General features: G+C 72.5%; 20 protein-coding genes. 14 read left to right on the forward strand and 6 right to left on the reverse strand.

From position 1 onward, the window contains the following. The first annotated feature begins 107 nt into the window (after positions 1-107). The 8 genes from ACFE76_RS19720 (at position 108) to ligA (ending at position 9,017) form a co-directional block, all read left to right on the forward strand. Positions 108-908 carry an enoyl-CoA hydratase/isomerase family protein gene (locus tag ACFE76_RS19720; protein ID WP_375433491.1) on the forward strand — a complete coding sequence of 267 codons (801 nt, stop codon included), beginning with the start codon at positions 108-110 and terminating at the stop codon, positions 906-908. Positions 909-1,096: 188 nt separating this feature from the next. After that, on the forward strand, positions 1,097-1,879 hold the full coding sequence (locus ACFE76_RS19725) for an electron transfer flavoprotein subunit beta/FixA family protein (RefSeq protein WP_375433492.1): 783 nt from the start codon (positions 1,097-1,099) through the stop codon (positions 1,877-1,879). 93 nt (positions 1,880-1,972) lie between these two features. Next, on the forward strand, positions 1,973-2,920 hold the full coding sequence (locus ACFE76_RS19730) for an electron transfer flavoprotein subunit alpha/FixB family protein (RefSeq protein ID WP_375433493.1): 948 nt from the start codon (positions 1,973-1,975) through the stop codon (positions 2,918-2,920). Between the two features lie 35 nt (positions 2,921-2,955). Next, the gene (locus tag ACFE76_RS19735) at positions 2,956-4,146 is read left to right on the forward strand and encodes a cysteine desulfurase family protein (protein WP_375433494.1); all 1,191 of its coding nucleotides are present in this window, start codon (positions 2,956-2,958) and stop codon (positions 4,144-4,146) included. 61 nt (positions 4,147-4,207) lie between these two features. Continuing rightward, positions 4,208-5,281: a tRNA 2-thiouridine(34) synthase MnmA gene (gene mnmA / locus ACFE76_RS19740; RefSeq protein ID WP_375433495.1), complete on the forward strand. Its 1,074-nt coding sequence runs from the start codon at positions 4,208-4,210 to the stop codon at positions 5,279-5,281. After that, positions 5,278-6,261, forward strand: a complete 984-nt coding sequence (locus ACFE76_RS19745; RefSeq protein WP_375433496.1) for a methionine synthase — start codon at positions 5,278-5,280, stop codon at positions 6,259-6,261. Before mnmA ends, ACFE76_RS19745 begins: the two co-directional genes overlap by 4 nt. A gap of 36 nt (positions 6,262-6,297) precedes the next feature. Continuing rightward, complete coding sequence (locus ACFE76_RS19750; protein ID WP_375433497.1) at positions 6,298-6,696, forward strand: hypothetical protein; 399 nt, start codon at positions 6,298-6,300, stop codon at positions 6,694-6,696. Positions 6,697-6,926: 230 nt separating this feature from the next. After that, positions 6,927-9,017: an NAD-dependent DNA ligase LigA gene (gene ligA / locus ACFE76_RS19755; protein ID WP_375433498.1), complete on the forward strand. Its 2,091-nt coding sequence runs from the start codon at positions 6,927-6,929 to the stop codon at positions 9,015-9,017. Here ligA and ACFE76_RS19760 read toward each other — a convergent pair whose 3' ends face one another. The 6 genes from ACFE76_RS19760 to ACFE76_RS19785 form a co-directional block, all read right to left on the reverse strand. Then, a complete protein-coding gene (locus ACFE76_RS19760) occupies positions 9,018-9,881 on the reverse strand; it encodes a phytanoyl-CoA dioxygenase family protein (RefSeq protein ID WP_375433499.1) in 864 nt (287 codons plus the stop codon). Continuing rightward, entirely contained in the window at positions 9,878-11,371 is a 1,494-nt protein-coding gene (locus tag ACFE76_RS19765) for an MFS transporter (RefSeq protein ID WP_375433500.1), read from the reverse strand. The genes ACFE76_RS19760 and ACFE76_RS19765 overlap by 4 nt, the downstream gene beginning before the upstream one ends. Before the next feature lie 11 nt (positions 11,372-11,382). After that, positions 11,383-12,114: a polysaccharide deacetylase family protein gene (locus ACFE76_RS19770; RefSeq protein WP_375433501.1), complete on the reverse strand. Its 732-nt coding sequence runs from the start codon at positions 12,112-12,114 to the stop codon at positions 11,383-11,385. After that, positions 12,111-12,338, reverse strand: coding sequence for a hypothetical protein (locus ACFE76_RS19775; RefSeq protein WP_375433502.1), 228 nt, complete (start codon positions 12,336-12,338; stop codon positions 12,111-12,113). The genes ACFE76_RS19770 and ACFE76_RS19775 overlap by 4 nt, the downstream gene beginning before the upstream one ends. A gap of 29 nt (positions 12,339-12,367) precedes the next feature. Next, positions 12,368-12,883 (reverse strand): hypothetical protein, encoded by a 516-nt coding sequence (locus ACFE76_RS19780; RefSeq protein ID WP_375433503.1) that lies wholly within the window; start codon positions 12,881-12,883, stop codon positions 12,368-12,370. A 65-nt stretch (positions 12,884-12,948) separates the two neighbouring features. Further along, positions 12,949-13,572 (reverse strand): amino acid-binding protein, encoded by a 624-nt coding sequence (locus ACFE76_RS19785; RefSeq protein WP_375433510.1) that lies wholly within the window; start codon positions 13,570-13,572, stop codon positions 12,949-12,951. Between the two features lie 103 nt (positions 13,573-13,675). Here ACFE76_RS19785 and ACFE76_RS19790 point away from each other — a divergent pair, with 103 nt between their 5' ends. From ACFE76_RS19790 to ACFE76_RS19815, 6 genes are all read left to right on the forward strand, one after another. After that, positions 13,676-14,854 carry a DUF1015 family protein gene (locus ACFE76_RS19790; protein WP_375433504.1) on the forward strand — a complete coding sequence of 393 codons (1,179 nt, stop codon included), beginning with the start codon at positions 13,676-13,678 and terminating at the stop codon, positions 14,852-14,854. 10 nt (positions 14,855-14,864) lie between these two features. Beyond that, positions 14,865-15,431, forward strand: a complete 567-nt coding sequence (locus ACFE76_RS19795) for a histidine phosphatase family protein (RefSeq protein WP_375433505.1) — start codon at positions 14,865-14,867, stop codon at positions 15,429-15,431. A 78-nt stretch (positions 15,432-15,509) separates the two neighbouring features. Then, complete coding sequence (gene gatC / locus ACFE76_RS19800; protein WP_375433506.1) at positions 15,510-15,806, forward strand: Asp-tRNA(Asn)/Glu-tRNA(Gln) amidotransferase subunit GatC; 297 nt, start codon at positions 15,510-15,512, stop codon at positions 15,804-15,806. After that, a complete protein-coding gene (gene gatA, locus ACFE76_RS19805; RefSeq protein ID WP_375433507.1) occupies positions 15,803-17,311 on the forward strand; it encodes an Asp-tRNA(Asn)/Glu-tRNA(Gln) amidotransferase subunit GatA in 1,509 nt (502 codons plus the stop codon). The genes gatC and gatA overlap by 4 nt, the downstream gene beginning before the upstream one ends. Then, a complete protein-coding gene (gatB, locus tag ACFE76_RS19810; RefSeq protein ID WP_375433508.1) occupies positions 17,308-18,810 on the forward strand; it encodes an Asp-tRNA(Asn)/Glu-tRNA(Gln) amidotransferase subunit GatB in 1,503 nt (500 codons plus the stop codon). The genes gatA and gatB overlap by 4 nt, the downstream gene beginning before the upstream one ends. A gap of 652 nt (positions 18,811-19,462) precedes the next feature. After that, positions 19,463-21,475 (forward strand): serine/threonine-protein kinase, encoded by a 2,013-nt coding sequence (locus ACFE76_RS19815; RefSeq protein ID WP_375433509.1) that lies wholly within the window; start codon positions 19,463-19,465, stop codon positions 21,473-21,475. Positions 21,476-21,609 lie beyond the last annotated feature (134 nt).

Raw genomic sequence — 21,609 nt, forward strand, 5'->3', positions numbered from 1 at the left:
ACAGCCGACGAACCCCGGACCGCCACGCGACAAAAAACACCAGCCACCTAGTAGTTCGTCGCCCCTGAGCCCAAGAATGAGGGGCGACAGACTATTAGGGTTGTTCCATGGGTGACCAGGAGCCGACGACGGCGGATCAGGTACGGCTCGAGGTCACCGACGGGGTGGCCGTGCTCCGCCTCGACCGGCCGAAGATGAACGCTCTGAACGCTGACCTGCAGCGCCGGATCGGCCTGGCGGCGCAGGAGTGCACCGAACGGGACGACATCGCAGCGGTCGTGCTGACCGGCGGCGAGCGGGTGTTCGCGGCCGGCGCGGACATCAAGGAGATGGTCGACCTCGGCTACCCCGAGATGGTCGCTCGATCCGCAGCGCTGCAGGACGCGTTCGGTGCGGTGGCCCGGATCCCCAAGCCCGTCGTGGCCGCGGTCCACGGCTACGCCTTGGGCGGCGGGTGCGAGCTCGCGCTCGCCGCCGACCTCCGGATCGCCGCGGCCGAGGCGACCTTCGGCCAGCCCGAGATCCTGCTCGGCATCATCCCGGGCGCGGGCGGTACGCAGCGGCTGACCCGGCTGGTCGGGCCGAGCCGGGCTAAGGACCTGATCTTCACCGGTCGGTTCGTCGGCGCGGCCGAGGCGCTGGCGATCGGCCTGGTGGACCGGGTGGTGGCGGCCGAGGAGGTGCTGCCGAGCGCGCTGGCCTGGGCCCGTCAGTTCGTGGGCGGGCCGGCGCTGGCCCTGCGCGCGGCGAAGGAGTGCGTCGACCGCGCGGGCGACGTCGACCTGGAGACCGGCCTCCAGCTGGAACGGATGCAGTTCGCCGCCCTGTTCGCGACGGAGGACTCCACCACCGGGATGCGGTCGTTCCTCGAGCACGGCCCCGGTCAGGCTCGCTTCGTCGGTCGCTGATCTTTCCGGAAGGTGGTGGTGAACGACACCACTCTCGGAGTGTCGGCGTGGGAGCGCGTGCCGCCACGACGCGCGTCGGTGAGTCACGACGGGCAGCACCAGCGCCGGGTGCGCGCGTTGTTACTCGCGAGTAATCTAGGCCGCGTCCAGGTCCCGCGCAGCACCTGCGCCCGGCAAGAAGGCACCAGATGAAGATCGTCGTCCTCGTCAAGCACGTCCCCGATGCCGCCGGGGACCGGACGTTCGCCGCCGACGGCACCGTCGACCGGGCCGCCGCCGACGGCCTGCTGTCCGAGCTCGACGAGTACGCGCTCGAGCAGGCGCTGCGGATCGCCGAGGACGGTGACGACATCGAGGTGGTCGCGCTCACCCTCGGCCCCGACGACGCCGCGGACGCGATCAAGCGGGCGCTGCAGATGGGCGCCACCGCCGGGATCCACGTCCTCGACGACGCCGTGCACGGCACCGACTACCTCGGCACCAGCACGGTCCTGGCCGCCGCAGTGGCCAAGGCCGCGCCCGACCTCGTGCTCTGCGGGATGGCCTCCACCGACGGCAGCGGCGGCGTGGTGCCGGTGATGGTCGCCGAGCGCCTCGGCTGGCCGGCCGCCACCTTCGGCGCCACGCTCGAGCTGATCGAGGGCGGCGTCCGGATCCGCCGCGACGGGGACACGGCCAGCCTGGTCGTCGAGGCCGGGCTACCTGCCGTGGTCAGCGTGACCGACCAGTCCGGCGAGGCGCGTTACCCCTCGATGCGCGGCATCCTGGCGGCAAAGAAGAAGCCCGTCGACACCTGGAGCCTCGCCGACCTCGGTGTCGACCCGGCCGGGGTCGGTCTGTCTGCCGCCTGGACGACGGTGCTCGAGGCCGAACCGCGGCCCCCGAAGCAGGCCGGACGGGTCGTCCCGGACGACGGCGGCGCCGGCTCGGCCGCGCTGGTCGAGTTCCTCACCGCAGGCAAGTACCTCTGACCAGTACATCCAGTACCGCGAACACCGGCACCTACCTCTGAGTACATCCGGTACCGCGAACACCGCACGCACATCTGAGCCCGAGGAGAACCCATGTCCCCCGTGATCGTCGTCGCCGACCTCGTCGACGGCACCGTCGGCAAGCCGGCGCTCGAGCTGTTGACCCTCGCCCGCCGGATCGGTGAGCCGGTGGCCGTTGTGTTCGGCGAGGGCGCCGACACCGCCGTTGGTCGGCTCGGCGAGCACGGCGCCACCCGGGTGCTGGCCGTGACCGACCCGGCCGTCACCGACTACCTCGTCGCGCCGAAGGCGGAGGCCCTAGCCCAGATCGCGGCCGCGCTCGACCCGGCGGCGGTGCTGATCACCTCCAGCGCCGAGGGCAAGGAGGTCGCTGCCCGGCTCGCGGTCAAGCTCGGCTCCGGGCTGATCACCGACGCCGTCGACGTCGCCGCCGACGCGTCCACCACCCAGACCGTCTTCGCCGGCAGCTTCTCCGTGCACGCGTCCGTGACCCACGGCGTCCCGGTCATCACCGTCAAGCCGAACGCCGTCACTCCCGAGCCGGCGCCGGCGAGCCCGACGGTCGAGACCTTCGCCGTCACCGTCTCCGAGTCCGCCCGCGGCGCGCGGATCGTGAGCGTGGAGCCCAAGCGGGCCAGCGGTCGGCCCGAGCTCGCCGAGGCCGCCGTGGTGGTCTCGGGCGGGCGCGGGACCGGCGGCAACTTCGAGGAGGTCGAACAGCTGGCCGACAGCCTCGGCGCCGCGGTCGGCGCCTCCCGCGCCGCGGTCGACTCCGGCTGGTACCCGCACTCCTACCAGGTCGGTCAGACCGGCAAGACCGTGTCGCCTCAGCTCTACATCGCCGCCGGTATCTCCGGCGCGATCCAGCACCGGGCCGGGATGCAGACCTCCAAGGCGATCGTCGCGGTCAACAAGGACGTCGAGGCGCCGATCTTCGCCCTCGCCGACCTCGGCGTGGTCGGCGACCTGCACACCGTGCTGCCGGCCGTCGCGGCCGAGGTGGCGCGGCTTCGCTCCTGATCTGCGCACCTCCCCGACCGCGTACGCTGCCTGACGTGCCCGTCCCGCCTGCTCCCGCCGCGTCCGCGCGCGTCTACCTCGACCACGCGGCCACCACGCCGATGGTGCCCGAGGCGGTCGCGGCGATGACCCGCGAGCTCACCCGGGTGGGCAACGCGTCGGCGCTGCACGGCTCCGGCCGCGCCGCACGCCGGGTGATCGAGGAGTCCCGGGAGCTGATCGCCGCCCGGGTCGGCGCCCGACCGGCCGAGCTGATCTTCACCTCCGGGGGCACCGAGAGCGACAACCTGGCCGTCAAAGGCGCCTACTGGTCGCGCCGCGACGCCGATCGACGCCGGGTCGTGGTCAGCGCGATCGAGCACCACGCCGTGCTCGACTCCGCCAGCTGGCTCGCCGCGGCCGAAGGCGCCGAGCTGGACCTGATCGGGGTCGACGCCGCGGGTCGGCTCGACCTGGCCGCGGCCGAACGGCTGGTCGACGAGCGGACAGCCGTGGTGTCGGTGCTGGCCGGCAACAACGAGGTCGGTACCCGGCAGCCCGTCGCTGCGGTGGCCGCGCTGGCCGCCGCCGTCGGTGCCGTCTCCCACAGCGACGCCGTCCAGGCCGTCGGTCACGTCGAGGTCGACTTCGCCGCCAGCGGCCTGGACCTGATGACCTTCACCGCCCACAAGCTCGGCGGACCGTACGGGATCGGCGCCCTGCTCGCCCGTCGGCAGGTGGCACTCACCTCGGTGCAGCACGGCGGCGGCCAGGAGCGCGACGTCCGCTCCGGCACGCTGGACGTGGCCGCGGTGGCCGCGTTCGCTGCCGCCGTCGAGGTGGCCGTCTCCGACCTCGCCGCCGAGGAGGCCCGGCTGCGGGCGCTGCGGGCCGAGCTGGTCGCGGCGGTGACGGCGAGCGTTCCCGGGACCATCCTGCACGGCACGCTGGAGGCCGAGGCGTCGCTGCCCGGCATCAGCAACTTCGGCTTCGCCGACTGCGCCGCCGACTCGGTGCTGATGCTGCTCGACGCCGCCGGCCTCGACTGCTCGGCCGGCTCCGCCTGCTCCGCCGGGGTGGCCCAGCCCAGTCACGTGCTCACCGCGATGGGCGTCGCTGAGGCCGGAGCGCGTTCGGCGTTGCGCTTCTCCCTCGGCCGCAGCTCCACCCGGGCCGACGTGCACGCGCTCGTCGCCGCCCTGCCCGACGCCGTCCAGCGCGCCCGTGCAGCCGCCGCCTTCGTCTGATGAGTCCGGAGAAGGCGCAACGCGTTCTGAGCTGTCGCCGGAGCCTGACAGACTGGGCGGCATGAAGGTTCTGGCCGCGATGAGCGGTGGCGTCGACTCCGCGGTCGCCGCGGCGCGCGCGGTCGACGCTGGGCACGAGGTCACCGGCGTGCACCTGGCGCTGTCGAAGAACCCGCAGTCCTACCGGACGGGAGCCCGTGGCTGCTGCTCGAAGGAGGACGCCCACGACGCCCGGCGGGCCGCCGACGTGCTCGGTATCCCGTTCTACGTCTGGGACCTCTCCGACCGCTTCGCCGCAGACGTGGTGGACGACTTCGTCGCCGAGTACGCCGCCGGCCGCACGCCCAACCCGTGCCTGCGCTGCAACGAGAAGATCAAGTTCGCCGCCGTCCTCGACCGCGGGGTGGCGCTCGGCTTCGACGCGGTCTGCACCGGGCACTACGCCTCGCTGGTCGACGGTGCGGCCGGGGTCGAGCTGCACCGAGCCGCCGACCCCGACAAGGACCAGTCCTACGTCCTCGGGGTGCTGGACGCCGACCAGCTGGCCCGCTCGTACTTCCCGCTCGGCGACGCGCTCAAGTCCGACGTCCGGGCCGAGGCGGCCCGTCGTGGCCTGATGGTGGCCGACAAGCCGGACAGCCACGACATCTGCTTCATCGCCGACGGCGACACCGCCGGCTTTCTCGACCGACGGCTGGGCAGCCGTCCCGGCGCGGTCGTGGACCAGAGCGGTGCGACCGTCGGCCAGCACGAGGGCAGCCACCACTTCACCATCGGCCAGCGCCGCGGGCTGCGGCTCGGCGTCCCCGCCGCCGACGGCCAGCCGCGCTACGTCCTCGACATCTCTCCGGTCAGCAACACCGTCACCGTCGGGCCGCACGAGGCCTTGACCGTCCGCCGGATCGACGGCCGGACGCCTCGCTGGGCCGGGCCGGTCGTGCAGGGACCTTGGCGCGGCAGTGTGCAGGTACGCGCGCACGGCGCCGCTCTGGCCGCGTCCGCGCTGATCGACGCCGATCGGGTCGAGGTGCTGCTGGACGAGCCGGCCGCCGGTATCGCGCCTGGTCAGGCTGCGGTCCTCTACGACGGCACCCGCGTCGTGGGCAGCGCGACCATCGCCGCCACCCAGCCGTGACGGTCCTCAGCACCGGGATCGGGTCCTGGCCCGGGACCGACATGGCCGACGCGATCTCGATCGCCTTCGCCGAGTGCCCCGACCTGCCGTACCTGCCCGAGCTGCCCGGCCGCGGACCGCACGCCCAGCTCGTCGGTCGGTCGACGGCGCTGCTGGCCGGCCTGTCGGTCGACCTGCAGCCGGCCGGCTGGCGCCTGACCGACGGGTCGAGCCGCGAGCACCGGGCCGCCCGCTCCATGCTGCGCTCCGACCTGGACGTGCTCGAGGAGCTGGCCCAGGGGTACGCGGGCCGGTTCAAGCTCTCCGCCGCCGGGCCGTGGACGCTGGCCGCCACGATGGAGCGGCCCCGCGGTGACCGGGTGCTCGCCGACTCCGGGGCACGCCGCGACCTCGGCCAGTCGCTGGCCCAGGGGCTGGCGGACCTGGTCGGTGAGCTGTCTCGGCGGCTGCCGGACCTCGAGCTGGTCGTCCAGGTCGACGAACCCCTGCTGCCGGCGGTGCTCGGCGGCGAGGTGGCGACGGCCAGCGGCTTCTCACGGCACCGCAGCGTCGACCTGCCGGAGGTGGCCGGGGTCTACAGCGAGCTCGCCGAGCGGCTCGGCACCGTGCCGCTGTGGTTGCACTGCTGTGCGGCCGGGGCGCCGATCGCCCTGCTGCACGAGGCCGGTGTCCGCGCGCTGGCCCTGGACCTCGACCAGCTCGGCAGCGCCGACTGGGACCTGCTCGGTCCGGCGCTGGAGCAGGGCCTGGTCCTCGGCCTTGGCGCACTCCCGACCAACCAGACGTTGTCGGCCGACGAGGTCGCCCGGCGTGCTCTCGTCACGCTCCGCGCCCTGGGGCTCGACCCCGCCCTGCTGCAGGCGCAGCTGGTGCTCACCCCGGCGTGCGGACTGGCGGGGGCGACCGCCGCGGGGGCGGTGCAGACCCTGCGGACCGTACGGCAGGCGGCCACGACCCTGACCGAGCAGCTCGCCGACTGACGCTGAGCTCGGGGTCGGGTACGGCATGATGTGGCCGTGCAGACCAAGCAGCTCCGTATCCTCTCCACCCTGCTCCTCGCCTTCGCCATCGCGCAGGCGGGCCTCGGCTCCGGCTACCTCGACGGCAACCACACGCTGCTGGTCATCCACGCCACCAACGCGTTCGCCGTGCTGGTGCTGACGGTGCTGGCGGCGGTGTTCGGGTTCTCGCACCGACGCTCGGGCGGGCCCGCGTGGGTCTTCTACCTGCCGCTGGGACTGCTGGTCGCGGTCGTGGTCCAAATGGCCCTCGGCTTCGCCGGCGTCCGCAGCGGCCACGTCTTCTGGGGCGTGCTCTATCTCTGTGGCGTCACCGCCTACTGCTTCTACACCTACCGGGAGCTGCCCACCGCCGTCCGCACGGGCAGCGCGGCGAACGTCTCCGACGCCCGCTGAGGCGAGTCGCTCAGGGAGACCAGCTGCGCCGTGCCACCGCCCGGTAGTGGTGGAGCCTCACCCGGCGCTTGCTGACCGTGGTGACGTCGGGCGCCCACTTCGTGAAGCCCGCGGCCTTCGACATGGCCCACCCCTGGAGCGGGTGCGCTCTGACGGGCGCACGTCGGTACGGCGACAGCGTCCGCGGAGAGCGCGAGGAAACTGTCCGAGCTCGCGGTTACGGTGATCGGGTGCTGAACGACACCGAAGACCCGGCCGCTCGGGCCCGGCACGCGGAGCTCACCGACGTGCTGAACGAGGCGCGCTGGCGCTACCACGTGCTCGACTCCCCGACGATCTCTGACGGCGAGTACGACGGGTCGATGCGCGAGCTGACCGCCCTCGAGGACGCACATCCCGGGCTACGGACCCCCGACTCGCCGAGCCAGCAGGTCGGCGGACCGCCGTCCACTACGTTCGAGCCGGTGCAGCACCTGCAGCGGCTGATGAGCCTGGACAACGTGTTCAACCGCGACGAGCTCGACCGCTGGGCGGGTCGGGCGGTCCGCGAGCTGGGGGAGGCGAGGGTCGCCCAGTCGGGCTACCTCTGCGAGCTGAAGGTCGACGGCCTCGCCCTCGACCTCGTCTACGAGCGGGGTCGACTGGTCCGGGCGGCGACCCGCGGCGACGGCACGGTCGGGGAGGACGTGACCGACAACGTCCGCACCATCAGCGTCATCCCGCGCATCTTGGCCACTGACGCCCCGCCCGAGCTGCTCGAGGTGCGTGGCGAGGTCTACTTCGCGACGGCGGAGTTCGCGGCGCTGAACGAGGCTCTGGTGGCCGAGGGCAAGGCCCCGTTCGCCAACCCGCGCAACGCGGCGGCGGGCTCGCTGCGTCAGAAGGACCCGAAGGTGACCGCGTCCCGCCGGCTCGGTTTCGTCAGCCACGGCGTCGGCGTCTGGCAGGGCCAGACCCGCGAGCGGCTCTCGGAGACGTACGAGACCCTCGCGGCGTGGGGGCTGCCGGTCAGCCCGCACCTGGCGGTGGCGCCGACGCTGGAGGAGGTGTGGGCCTTCATCGAGCACTTCGGTGAGCACCGGCACTCCGTCGAGCACGAGATCGACGGCGTGGTGGTCAAGCTCGACGAACGGACGGTGCAGGACCAGCTCGGGTCGACGTCCAAGGCGCCTCGGTGGGCGATCGCGTTCAAGTTCCCGCCCGAGGAGGTCACGACCACCCTGATCTCGATCGACGTCAACGTCGGCCGGACCGGTCGGGTGACCCCGTTCGGGCTGATGGAACCGGTGCTGGTCGCCGGGTCCACCGTCGGCATGGCCACCCTGCACAACGCCTCCGAGCTGGAGCGCAAGGGCGTGCTGATCGGGGACACCGTGGTGCTGCGCAAGGCCGGTGACGTGATCCCCGAGATCGTCGGCCCGGTCGTGGCCCTGCGGACCGGCGACGAGTACCCGTTCGTGATGCCCACCCACTGCCCGGTCTGCGGCACCGAGCTGCACCACGAGCGCGAGGGCGACGCCGACCTGCGCTGTCCCAACCACCGCTCGTGCCCCGCCCAGCTGCGGGAGCGGCTGTTCCACGTCGCCAGCCGTGGCGCGCTGGACATCGAGAACCTGGGCTACCAGTCCGCGACCGCGCTGCTCGACAGCGGGCTGCTGGCTGATGAGGGCGACCTGTTCAACCTCGGTCCGGACCAGCTGACCGGCGTGCCGTTCTTCACCACCATCAAGGGCCAGCTGTCCGCCAACGGAAAAAAGCTGCTGGACAACCTGCAGGCGGCGAAGACCCGGCCGCTGTCGAAGTTCCTGGTGGCGCTGAGCATCCGGCACGTCGGACCGTCCACCGCCCCCGACCTGGCCCGCGCCTTCGGGTCGATGGACGCGATCGCCGACGCGACCCCCGACGAGCTCGCCGCGGTCGACGGGGTCGGGCCGACGATGGCGACCACGATCGCCGAGTGGTTCGCCGTCGACTGGCACCGCGAGATCGTCACCAAGTGGCAGGCCTCGGGCTGCGTGCTGGTCGAGGAGGCGTCCGAGCCACGGGACCAGTCCCTGGCCGGGCTCGCGATCGTGGTGACCGGGGCGCTGGAGGGGTTCACCCGTGACACCGCCGCCGAGGCGATCACCTCCCGCGGCGGCAAGGTCGCGAGCTCGGTGTCGAAGAAGACCGCGTTCGTGGTGGTCGGGGAGTCACCCGGCTCCAAGGCCGACAAGGCGGTCGAGCTCAAGGTGCCCGTGCTGGCCGGCGTCGACGCCTTCCGGACGCTGCTGGAGCAGGGCCCGGACGCGGCCGCGGAGGTGGCGACCCGGGCCGAGTAGTCAGGCCTCGCCCATCACGAGGCCCTCGATCGTGTGCCGCTGGGTGATGGGGGTCAGCTCGTCGACGACGGGACAGGCGAGGTGATCGCGGACCCGCTGCGGCAGGGCGTCGTCGTAGGGCCGGGTGACGGCCAGGTCGTGGTGCTCGGCGTTCCCGGCGCCGGGGGCGTCCAGGCCGAGGACGAGCACCGGCCGCGACAGAGCCGACCGGTTCTGGGTGCCGCGGTGGATCGTCAGGGCCGAACGGGCGGAGATGTCGCCTCGCTGCGGGTACTTGCGCACGGCCCGTTCCTCGTACCGGGGGTACGCGTCCTTGGGCGGGAACATGCCGTGGTCGAACTCCTCCGACCAGTCCCACTGGGTGCCGGGGGCGATCTCGAACGGCCCCATGTCCTCGGCCGTGTCGACCGCGGTCAGGTTGAAGGCCAGCGAGGTCAGCCGACCCTCGGTACGGGTGGCCTCGGGCATCGCGAAGTCGCGGTGCCAGGGCTGCTGCTGGGCGCCGGCGAACGGGATGTCGAAGCCGACCTCGACGATCTGGTAGTCCGGCCCGAGGACCGCCGCGGCCACCTGGCGTACCCACGGGTGGTCGACGAGGTCGACGAACCCGCTCAGCTGCTCGGGGTGGATCTCGACGTAGTACCGGTGGGGGCCGCGGCCGACCGCCCCGTTCTTCCGGCTGCGGGCCTCGGCGAACGCCGTCTCGATGTCGACCCGCACCCGGTCGGTCCACTCGGGGGAGAAGGCGCCCCGCCGGGCGACGATGCCGTCGGTGTAGAGGCCGCGGACGATCGCCTCGGTCTCGGCGTCCGCGCCCTGGGGCAGCGGTAGCGCGTCGCTGCCGCGGGTCGAGATCACCGTCATCGCTGAGCCCTCCTCGGTCCTTCCGTCGTGGCAAGGTCTGAACCTACGCCCCTCAGGCTGCGGGCTAGCGGCACCTCCCGCAGCCCGAGCAGGGCCACCACCGCGAGCGCCATCACCGGCACTAGCGCGGCGAACACCGGGGTCAGGGCGTCGTTGTAGGCGGTGGCGACCGCGGCCTGCAGGTCGGGGCTGAGCCGGCGTACGGCGGTGGGGGTCAGGTCGGTCGCCGCGGCCGGCAGCTCCCGGCCGAGCCGGGCGACGAAGGCGGCCCCCACCAGGGCCGAGCCGAGGCAGACGCCGATCTCGCGGACGAAGCTGTTCGCGGCCGTCGCGGTGCCGACCAGGTCCGGCGGCGACGCGTTCTGGACCACGACCACCAAGACCTCCCAGGCGCAGCCGATCCCGGCGCCGAGGCCGAACAGGTACGCGCACGTCAGCGGCAGCGGCGTGGCTGGGGTGAGCGTGGCCAGCAGGCCGAGGGCACCGGCGGTCACGACCGACCCAGCCAGGGTGAGGGCCCGGTAGCGGCCGGTCCGCCTGACCAGCTGGGCCGAGCCGACCGTGCACAGCCCGATCCCGGCGACCAGGCTCAGCATGGCCATCCCGGCCGCGGTCGGGCTCAGACCGGTGACGAGCTGCAGGTAGGTGGGCAGGTAGCCGACGGTGCCGAACATGGCCACCGACATGGCCAGTCCTGCCAGCACGGCGGCGGAGAAGGTCCGGTCCGCGAACAGACTGAGCGGCAGGATCGGCTCGGCGACGCCGTGTTCCACCGCGACGAAGGCCGCGGTCGAGCCGAGGGTGAGCACGGCCAGCCCCAGGACCACCGGCGAGGTATAGGGGTACCGGGTGCCGGCCCACGACGCGAGCAGCACCACCGCGGTGACCGCGACGGTGAGCAGGGTGATGCCGGCGACGTCGAGCCGCAGCCGGCCGGGGGCCCGGCGCGGCTCGTGCAGCAGCAGGGCGACCGCCACCAGGGCGGCTCCGCCGACCGGGAGGTTCAGCCAGAACGCCCACCGCCAGCCAGGACCGTCGGTCAGCCAGCCGCCCAGCACCGGACCCGCCACCGCGGCGACGGCGAAGACGGCGGCGACCGCGCTGAGGTAGGGCGCCCGTTCGCGCGCGGGGACGGCGTCGGCGACGACGGCCTGGACGAGGATGATCATCCCGCCCGCCCCGAGACCCTGGACGGTCCGCGCGGCGACCAGCACGTCGATGCTGGTCGCGAGTCCGCCGAGCACGGACCCGGCCACGAAGACGAGCAGTCCCGTGACCAGCAACGGCTTGCGGCCGAGCAGGTCGCTGAGCCGGCCGACGACGGGCATGGTCACGGTGCCGGCGAGGAGGTAGGCGGTGTTGACCCAGAGCATGTCCGCGACCCCGTCGAGCTCGCCGACCACGGTCGGCAGCGCGGTGGCGAAGACGGTCTGGTCGAGCTCGGACAGCAGCAGCGCCAGCGCGAGCGCCACCAGCAGCGGTCTCTTCATCGGTAGGGGGCTCATCGGTAGGGGATGAGACCGAGCAGCCGGTCCACGGTGGTGAACCGGTAGCCACGACCGCGCAGCCGGTCGATCAGCGGTCCGACGGAGGCGACCGTCGCGGCGCGCGGTCCGCCGCGGGCCTCGCGGCCGTCGTGCAGGATCAACATCCCGCCGGGCCGGGTCCGGCGGACCGCACCGGCCGTGAGCCGCGCCGCCGCCGGCTGCACGACCTCGAGCGGGTGCGCGAACGTGCCGGACACCACCGCCGACTCCGCTGCGGCGACGCTGCGCAGGACCCACGGCCAGTGGCAGAGCCAGGGCGGTCGGTACAGCGCGGGAGTGACGCCGCTGATCGTCCGCAGCACCTCGGCCCCGCCCGCGATCTCGGCCCGCTGGTCGGGCTGGCTGAGATAGCGCGAGAATGAGTGGCTGAGGCTGTGGTTGCCGAGCACGTGACCCTCGGCGAGCACCCGCCGGGTCGTGTCGGGGTAGCGCTCGGCGCAGCGGCCGACCTGGAAGAACGTGGCCGGCACCTCCCGGTCGGCGAGGGTGTCCAGCAACCGGCTCGTCCAGGGCTCGTTCGGTCCGTCGTCGAAGGTCAGCGCAACCACCGGCGCGGCCGGGTCACCGGCGGGACCGGCGTAGGGGAAGGCCCCGAACAGCTGCGACCGGGAGCCGAAACTCACCCGGTACGTCCCGGCGAGCGCGGCCATCGAGGCCGCCGCAGCGGCGACGCCGACGGTCTTCACGAGCCGATGCCGAAACCCCAGCTGCCTGTGGTCGCGTGGTAGACGTACCAGCCGAGGAGGAAGAGCGCGATCATCGTGCCGAGCAGGACGAGGCCGACCCAGATCCGCATCCGCTTCTTGGCCTTGGTGCTCGGCACCCGCAGCGGTCCCCACTCCCCGATGGTGGGCTGCACGCGGGGCGGCGTCGACCCGTTCAGGTTGAGGTTGGAGAAGATCCGCGGCACGCGCCCACTGTAGTTGGGGAGGGGGGCGGTCAGCTCGGGAAGGGCCGGATGCCGGCCACCCCGTACGCGACCAGCGCGAACCGCAGCAGCCGGCCGGCCAGCACGACGACGGCGAAGTAGCCGAGGCGCATCCGGGTCGCCCCGGCGAGCAGCGCGACCGCGTACAGCGGAGGCAGGCCGACGACGGCGGCGACGAAGGTGATCGGCAGCCCCCACCGCTTCTGTCCGACGAGCAGCAGCAGGTACGCCAGCACGCGGCGCAGCCGGGTGCGTACCGGTCCGACCGGCTGCTGTCGCAGCACCGCGCGGTGGCGGCGGACGCCGCGGAACTCCTTCCCGCGGCGGACGCCGTAGAACAGCAGGACCTTGCCGATCGTCTGCCCGACGGCGACCCCGATGATCACCGAGAGCGGACCGGCCTTGCGCGCCAGCTGGGAGGCGAAGACGTACGCCTCCGCGTTGGCGAGGGGCACGAGAGCCGAGAGCACGCCGAACCCGATCGACGTCAGCAGGGCGGCGATCTGGGACCAGCCGATCACCCCCATCCGGGGAACCTACCCGGGCTCTCCGGCTGGTGGGCGCCCGGCCGCACCCCGACGACGCGCCGCTCCTACTTCACGAGGGCGGCGAGGTGGTGCAGCCGGGCGATCTCGGAGTCGAGGAAGGCGGGCCCGCCGAGCCGGCCGATGGCGATCACCCGGTCCTGGGTGAGCGGAGTGACGACCAGGGTCGTGTCCCCCCAGCCCGGGCTCCAGCCGGAAGCGAGGTCGACCCGGTGGGTGGCGTCGAACGGTCCGAAGCTGGCCGCGACCGCCGGCGTCAGGTCGGGGGCCAACGTGGTGGAGTAGATCGGCTCGGCGGTCGGGCCGTCGGCCTGGAGCAGGGTGGCCCAGTGGGAGCGGAAGACGACCGGGCAGAGCGAGACGAGCGTCTCGGCCGCGTGGCCGGGGTCGGCGGTCATCCGTTCGAGGGCCTCGAGGTCGGACTGCAGCCCGCCGCCCTCGGGATAGCGGGAGATCCACTCGACCTTGACCCCTTCGAGGCTCTGGCAGGCGGTGACGATGTTCTCCGGCATCTGGCCGGGGGGCAGGTCGACGATGAAGTCATCGACCACAAAGCCGTTGTCACCCTTCTCGACGATCTCCACGGCGTTGATGTCGCCGCCGACCCGGCCCATGGCTGTAGCGACCGCCCCCAACGATCCGGGCCGGTCGGGCAGGCGTATACGCATCAGAAACACGGCCCCATCTTCCATCACCGGCATTACCGGGGCGTTTCAGGCCGGAGAAACGCGCGAGCGGCCGCGGTCGGAGACCGGGACCCGGGAGACTGGTGCCGTGCCTCGCTTTCTGCCCTTTCGCGCCCTCCGCTACGCCGCCGACGACCTGGCCGAGGTCACGGCGCCGCCCTACGACGTGCTCAGCGAAGCCGAGGTGCGCGCGCTGGCGGCACGCTCACCGCACAACATCGTGCACGTCGACGTGCCGCTCGGCGACGCCGACGACCGCTACGACCGGGCCGCCGCGGTGCTCGCGGACTGGCGGTCCGCCGGCGTCCTGGTCGCCGACCCCGCTCCCTCGTTCACGCTGTACCGGATGCGGTTCGCCGACCCGACCGGAGTCGCGCGCGACATCGTGGGCGTGCTCGGCGGGCTGGAGGTCGTCGACGCCGGCGCGGGCGGTGTGCTGCCGCACGAACGGACGACGCCAAAGGCCTCCACCGACCGGCTCGACCTGACCCGGGCGACCCGGGCGAACCTGTCCCCGGTCTGGGGGCTGTCGCTGGCCGCGGGGCTGACCGGCCTGCTGGCCGAGCCGGGGGAGCGGCTCGGCTCGGTCCAGGTCGGGGCCGTCGAGCACACCGTCGAGCGGGTGGCCGACCCCGAGCGGGTCGCCGCCATCGCTGCGGCGGTCGGTGCGGCTGACGTGCTGATCGCGGACGGCCACCACCGCTACGCCGTCAGCCGCACGTATCGCGACGAGGTCCGGGCCGCGACCGGCCGACGCGACAGCGCTGCCGAGGAGACCCTCACCTTCGTCAACGAGCTGGTCGGCGACCAGCTCAGCGTCGCGGCCATCCACCGGCTCTACGCCGGGATCACGGTGGCTGGGCTGCGGACGGCCCTCGAGCGCCTGTTCGTGCTCGAGCCGATGCCCGCCCCGGACGCCGGCACCCTGGCGGCGATGGCGGCCGAGGAGTTCCTGGTGCTGGTGGCGCCCGAGGCGACCTGGCGGCTGACCCCGCGGCCGGGCGCGTTCGCCGATGTCCGCGCCCTGGACGGCGCGTGGCTGGAGGCCGCCCTCGACGGCACGGCCGCCGCCGTGACCTACCAGCACGGACTGGGCGAGACGGTGGTGGCGGTCACGTCGGGTGCCGCCAGCGCCGCCGTCCTGATCCGGCCGGTCAGCATCGCCGAGATCGAGCGGACCGCGCGCGAAGGACTGCTGATGCCGCCGAAGTCGACCTTCTTCACCCCCAAGCTGTTGACTGGCTTGGTCGTCCGGGCGCTCTCGTGAAGGCGCTGTCGTGAATACGCTCTGCTACGTCGTGACCCACCCGGAGGTGGTGGTCGACCCGACGATCCCGGTGACCCAGTGGCGGTTGAACGGCGCTGGGCTCGCCCGGGCGGCGCGGCTGAGCAGCCTTGCGTGGGCCCCTTCGGTCGAACGGATCGTCTGCAGCACCGAACGGAAGGCCGTCGAGACCGCAGCCGTGCTGGGCGGCGACCTGGGCCTGGAGTGGGCGACCGACCCCGAGCTGGGCGAGATCGACCGCTCGGCCACCGGCTTCCTGCCCGCGGCCGAGCACGAGGCCACCGCCGACGCCGTCTTCGCCCGGCCGGCAGAACGGGTCCGTGGTTGGGAGAGCGCCGAGGACGCCCAGCGCCGGATCGTCCGGGCGGTGCTGCGCTGGACCGCGGTGGCCGACGTGCCCACCGCCTACGTCTGCCACGGGGCTGTCGGCACGTTGCTGTGGTGCGCGCTGACCGGCAGCCCGATCGACCGCCGGTACGACCAGCCCGGGCAGGGCAGCTGGTACGCCTTCGACCCGTGGGCCTGGACCGCCTCCGAGCCGTGGCAGCGGATCGCGTGAGGCGGCTGTCGGTGCCCGCACCTAAGATGAGCGGCGGTCGACGGACGGCCGACGAGGTAGGACGAGGAGATCGAGCGCGTGGCACTGACTGCCGACGATGTGGCCGATCTGGCCCGGCTGGCGCGGATCGAGCTGACCCCCGAGGAGCTGAGACTGCTCGCTCCCCAGCTGGACGTGATCCTGGAGTCGGTCGCGCACGTTGCGGACGTGGCGGTCGAGGACATCCCGCCGACCTCCCACGCGCTGCCGCTGACCAACGTCTTCCGGGCCGACGTGGTGCAGCCGTCGATGCCGCGCGCTGACGTGCTGGCCGGCGCACCTGCCGCCGAGCAGGACCGCTTTCGGGTGCCGCGCATCCTCGAGGAGGAGGCGTGAGCGCCCTGGTTCACCTGACTGCCGTCGAGCTGGCCGCGCAGATCGCCGCCCGTGAGGTGAGCGCGGTCGAGGTCACGCAGGCCCACCTGGACCGGATCGAGGCCGTCGAGGCCAGCGTGCACGCGTTCCTGGCCGTGACCGGCGACAGCGCCCTGGCCGCCGCAGCCGCCGTCGACGCCAAGATCGCCGCGGGTGAGCAGGTCGGTCCGTTGGCCGGCGTGCCGCTGGCCCTCAAGGACGTGCTGACCTGGACCGGCGCCCCGACTACCTGCGGCTCGAAGATCCTCCAGGGCTGGGTGCCGCCCTACAACGCGACGGTGACCCAGCGGCTGCTGGACGCCGACATCGTGCTGCTCGGCAAGACCAACCTGGACGAGTTCGCGATGGGCTCCTCCACCGAGAACTCCGCGTACGGCCCGACCCACAACCCCTGGGACCTGGACCGGATCCCCGGCGGCTCCGGCGGCGGCTCGGCCGCGGCCCTGGCGGCGTTCGAGGCGCCGCTCGCCATCGGCACCGACACCGGCGGCTCGATCCGTCAGCCGGCTGCGGTCACCGGCACGGTCGGGGTCAAGCCGACGTACGGCGGCACCTCCCGCTACGGCCTGGTCGCGCTCGCCTCGAGCCTCGACCAGCCCGGCCCGTGCGCCCGTACGGTGCTGGACGCCGCCCTGCTGCACGCCGTCATCGCCGGCCACGACCCGCGCGACTCGACCTCCATCCACGCGCCCGTCCCCGACGTGGTGGCCGCCGCTCGTTCCGGCGACGTGTCCGGGATGAAGGTCGGCGTGATCAAGGAGCTGGGCGGCGAGGGCTACGTGCCCGGCGTCGAGCAGCGCTTCCGCGAGTCGGTCGAGCTGCTGGCCTCCCTCGGCGCCGAGATCGTCGAGGTCTCCTGCCCGCACATCGTCTACGCGATGCCGGCCTACTACCTGATCCTGCCGAGCGAGTGCTCGTCCAATCTGGCCAAGTTCGACGCGATGCGCTTCGGGCTGCGGGTCGGCGACGACGGGACCCTGAGCGCCGAGCAGGTGATGGGCGCGACCCGCGAGGCGGGCTTCGGGGCCGAGGTCAAGCGCCGGATCATCATCGGCACCTACGCCCTCTCCAGCGGCTACTACGACGCCTACTACGGCCAGGCGCAGAAGGTCCGCACCCTGATCAGCCGCGACTTCGACGCGGCGTTCGCCGACGTCGACGTGCTGGTCTCCCCGTCCACCCCCACGACCGCCTTCCGGCTGGGCGAGAAGGTCGACGACCCGTTGGCGATGTACATGAACGACCTCTGCACCATCCCGTCCAACCTCGCCGGCAACGCGAGCGCGTCGTTCCCGGTGGGCCTGGCCCCCGAGGACGGCCTGCCCGTCGGGCTGCAGGTGATGGCCCCGCCGCTGGCCGACGACCGGCTCTACCGCGTCGGTGCCGCACTCGAACGGGCCCTCACCGCCCAGTGGGGCGGGAACCTGCTCGACCGCATCCCGGAGCTGACGGGAGCGCCGGCATGACGGCCCTGATGGAGTACGAGGAGGCGATGGCCGCGTTCGACCCGGTGCTCGGGCTCGAGGTGCACGTCGAGCTGAACACTGCGTCCAAGATGTTCTGCGGCTGCTCCACGGAGTTCGGCGCAGAGCCGAACACCCAGACCTGCCCGGTCTGCCTCGGTCTGCCCGGCTCGCTGCCGGTGGTCAACGCCAAGGCGATCGAGTCCGCCATCCGGATCGGGCTGGCGCTCAACTGCTCCATCGCGGAGTGGTGCCGGTTCGCGCGGAAGAACTACTTCTATCCCGACCAGCCGAAGAACTACCAGATCTCCCAGTACGACGAGCCGATCGCCTACGACGGCTGGGCCGAGGTCACTGTTGATGGTCGGGCCTACAGGATCGAGATCGAGCGCGCCCACATGGAGGAGGACACCGGCAAGTCGCTGCACGTCGGCGGCGCGACCGGCCGGATCCACGGCGCCGACTACTCCCTGCTGGACTACAACCGCTCCGGTGTGCCGCTGATCGAGATCGTCACCAAGCCGATCGAGGGCGCGGGTGACAAGGCGCCCGAGGTGGCGCGGGCCTACGTCGCGATGCTGCGCGACCTGCTGCGGGCGCTCGGCGTCTCCGACGTCCGGATGGAGCAGGGCTCGCTGCGCTGCGATGCGAACGTGTCGCTACGCCCGTCCCCGGACGCCCCGCTCGGGACCCGGACCGAGACCAAGAACGTCAACTCGCTGCGCAGCGTCGAGCGGGCCGTGCGCTACGAGATCACCCGACAGGCGGCGCTGCTCGCCGACGGCGGCCGGGTCAAGCAGGAGACCCGGCACTGGCAGGAGGGCTCCGGCACCACCGCGCCCGGCCGCTCCAAGGAGCAGGCGGAGGAGTACCGCTACTTCCCCGACCCCGACCTCGTGCCGGTGGCGCCGTCCCGGGAGTGGGTCGAGCAGCTGCGCGGCACGCTGCCCGAGCCGCCCGCCGAGCGGCTGCGTCGGATGAGCGCCGAGTGGGGCTACTCCGACCTCGAGCTGCGGGACGTCGTCAACGCCGGTGCGCTGAACGTGATCGAGGCCACCGTCGCCGCCGGCGCCTCGCCGCAGTCGGCGCGCAAGTGGTGGCTGACCGAGCTGGCTCGGCGGGCGAACGAGCTGGGCGTCGACCTCGAGGACACCGGGGTGACGCCGGCCCAGGTCGCCGAGATCCAGGCGCTCGTCGAGGCCGGGACCGTCAACGACAAGCTGGCCCGACAGGTCTTCGACGGCGTGATTGCCGGCGAGGGGACGCCGGCCGAGGTGGTGGCGGCTCGTGGGCTGGCTGTGGTGTCCGACGACGGGGCGCTGGGGACGGCCGTGGACGCGGCCATCGCCGCCAACCCCGGCGTCGCCGACAAGGTGCGCTCGGGCAAGGTGCAGGCGGCGGGAGCGCTGATCGGCGCGGTGATGAAGGAGATGCGCGGTCAGGCCGACGCGGCGCGGGTCCGGGAGCTGATCCTGGATCGGTTGACGCCTTCCGACGGCTGACGGCCCGGCGGGCCGTTATCGTCGCCGACGCGGGCCCGGCTGTCGTGCAGTTCGACTTCTCCACGGCCCGAGTGTCGGAAACAAGGCTGCGGCGGTGGCGGCCGAGTCAACCGGATGCTTGGGATCACTGACTGTTTGGCAGAGTGGAGAGCTCGAAGTGGAAGTCATGAGTGTATAGACGTTTGAACGTGTGTATGTCGTGTCTGCTGTCCTCGCAGGCATCGAAGAACTAGACCAACAGTTAATGACATTCGTGCGCATGTGTGAAACTTTGTCGGTGCAGGACTGGGGTGTGGTCCTGAGTTGTAGAAACTCTCCATACCTGTGGATCGCTCACAAGAATACCGTCGAGTCTCGGCACAAGTAGCCTGTCCACGGCCGCTACGACGGTGCTTTCGGCCCCCGCGTGACGCGGCCTGTTGGTAGGGCCTTGCCCGTCGGTGATGAGCCGCGTATTTGGGTGTGACGCAGTGCACAACCGTTTCTCAGGGCTTTTCGGCCGCCATCCTCCGACGCATTGGTTCGAGTGTCGGCTCTGTTGAGCGGTCCCCACCACAAGGCGGTCAGAGCAGCAGGCGAACCCGTTCGGATCCGAACGGCCCTGGCTGCGGTTATCGTGACGTGCCGGGGCTTACGTCGCGACGAGAGAGAGGTGGCGCCGGTGCCGGCCGAGGAGTGGGACAACGCGCTCGGCGCCTCCTACCGGTTGATCGAGCGTCTCGGGCGCGGGACCACCGGAGAGGTGTGGCGAGCCGTCGACCGGCGGTCCGAGGAGGTGGTGGCCGCCAAGCTGCTGCGCAGTGAGCACGTCGAGGACGAGGGCCTGGTCGAGCGGTTCCTCCGCGAACGCGCGATCCTGACCAAGCTCCGGCACCCGGCGATCGTCACCGTCCGCGACCTGGTCGTCGAGGGCGACCGGCTGGCCATCGTGATGGAGTACGTCGACGGCGGCTCGCTGCGCGATGCCGTCCCGGCCGGTCAACCGCTGGCGCCCCAGCTGGCCCTCGGGGTGAGCGCCGCAGTCCTCGACGGGGTGGCGGCGGCGCACGACCAGCGGGTGCTGCACCGCGACATCAAGCCCGACAACGTCCTCCTGCGCGGACGCTGGCGTGAGCTGGCCCCGGATGCGGTCAAGGTCTCCGACTTCGGCATCGCCCGGATCGTCGCCGACCGGGGGAGCACCAGCACCGGTCTGGTCGGCACGCCGGAGTACATGGCTCCCGAGCAGCTGCTCACCGGCGACGGCGGGCTGCCCGCCGACGTGTACGGGGCGGGCGTGCTGCTGTACGAGCTGCTCGCCGGACGGACGCCGTTCGCCGGCACCGGTACGGGCTACACGGTGGCGCACCGCCACGTCACCAGCCTGCCGCCGCGGCTGCCGGTGCCAGACCCGGTCTGGGGCCTGCTGACGAGGTTGCTCGACAAGGACCCGACGGCGCGGCCGACGGCGCGGGACGCCGCCGCGCAGGTGCGGGCGCTGGTGGCCGACGTCGGTGACCTCGAGCCGTTGCCGGCCCAGGAGCTGCCCGCCCACTTCGCCTCGGCCGGTGGCCCGCCCACCGAGGTACGCGGTCTCGTCGCGCCACCGAAGGAGGAGGAGGTCGACGACGGTGCGGTCGAACGTGAGACTCCGGAGGCGGTGCCGCTGCCGGACCTGGGCACCGGCGGCCAGGAGACCATGTTCCGCGCGATGCCGGCGCGACCGGTGTCCGTAGCAGCGCCTGCCACCGCCGAGTCCTCGGACAAGGAGCGGCGGCCGATCTGGCGAGACCGGAGGGCCATCGCCCTCGTCCTCGCCGGCCTGCTGCTGATCGGCGGCGGCATCATCTGGGTGACCCAGCGCGGGTCCGGCGGGACGGTGGTCCCCGCCCCGCCGAAAGCCGTCTCGCGGGCCCTGCAGCAGAGCGAGGTGAAACCCAGCGGGCTCGGTATCAGCCGGGAGGCGGTCTGGGACCCCGAAACCGGCACGGTACGCCTCACCACGTCCTACTCCGCCGAGCTGGCCGAGCTCCGGGGCCCCTTCCTGGAGGTCGTCCCCGGTCTCCCCGGCAGCGTCGGCTGTCCCGACGTCCAGTGGCAGGCGGCGCGCGGCAAGCTCAACGCGTCGTTCTCCACGGGGATCGACGTGCCGTGCGCCTGGTCGGTCTCGCCGACCCCGGCTGCGGTCCCCTCCCGCGGCAGCGCGCAGGTCGCGGCGACGGTCCGGCTGAACCTCCCGAGCAGCGGTGCCGACGACGCGTTGCAGAAGTGGCTCGACTCGGTGGCCGCGGCGACCGAGGCTGCGACCACCGACAGCCAGGTCACCAGCACCTCCTACCCGGCTCAGCGGCTGACCGAGATCCAGGTCGTCGCCCCGTCGCGTACGGTCAGCGGCAAGCTGCTGCGGATCTCGCTTGTGCCCGTGTGGCCCAGCGGGGCCGACGCGCTGCACCCGCTGTACCAGAGCCCGTCCAGCGGCGATCCCACCAGCATGCTGATCGCCGTGGCCGGCGGCACCTCGGGGGTCCGGTTCAGCGACCAGTGCTCCAACGCGCTCTCGATCTCGGGCAAGAACCTGGTGGTGACCGCACTGGCGGTCGCCGACACCTGTCAGGTCGGTGCCCGGGTCGGGAACTTCACCGACCTGGTGAGCAACGAGTTCGCCATCTCGACCCGGGGCAGCTGACGGCGCACTGACGGGACCAAGGTCCTTTTGTCGATCGATGGGCTGTCCGCGACCCGGTCGATGGGTAGCGTGTGCACTCGACCAAGCAAGTCCTCAACACAGAGATCGGCCCGCGGGGGTCGGTGAAGGAGTGT

Origin of the sequence: uncultured Friedmanniella sp. (genome assembly GCF_964244005.1) — a bacterium.
Taxonomy (GTDB): Bacteria; Actinomycetota; Actinomycetes; order Propionibacteriales; family Propionibacteriaceae; genus Microlunatus.

Excerpts from the sequence above, each read along its gene's own strand:
- ACFE76_RS19725 (WP_375433492.1), top strand. The coding sequence starts at position 1,097 with ATGAAGATCGTCGTCCTCGTCAAGCACGTCCCCGATGCCGCCGGGGAC.
- ACFE76_RS19780 (WP_375433503.1), bottom strand. The coding sequence starts at position 12,883 with ATGGGGGTGATCGGCTGGTCCCAGATCGCCGCCCTGCTGACGTCGATC.
- ACFE76_RS19760 (WP_375433499.1), bottom strand. The coding sequence starts at position 9,881 with ATGACGGTGATCTCGACCCGCGGCAGCGACGCGCTACCGCTGCCCCAG.
- ACFE76_RS19720 (WP_375433491.1), top strand. The coding sequence starts at position 108 with ATGGGTGACCAGGAGCCGACGACGGCGGATCAGGTACGGCTCGAGGTC.
- ACFE76_RS19730 (WP_375433493.1), top strand. The coding sequence starts at position 1,973 with ATGTCCCCCGTGATCGTCGTCGCCGACCTCGTCGACGGCACCGTCGGC.
- ACFE76_RS19765 (WP_375433500.1), bottom strand. The coding sequence starts at position 11,371 with ATGAAGAGACCGCTGCTGGTGGCGCTCGCGCTGGCGCTGCTGCTGTCC.
- gatB (WP_375433508.1), top strand. The coding sequence starts at position 17,308 with ATGACGGCCCTGATGGAGTACGAGGAGGCGATGGCCGCGTTCGACCCG.
- mnmA (WP_375433495.1), top strand. The coding sequence starts at position 4,208 with ATGAAGGTTCTGGCCGCGATGAGCGGTGGCGTCGACTCCGCGGTCGCC.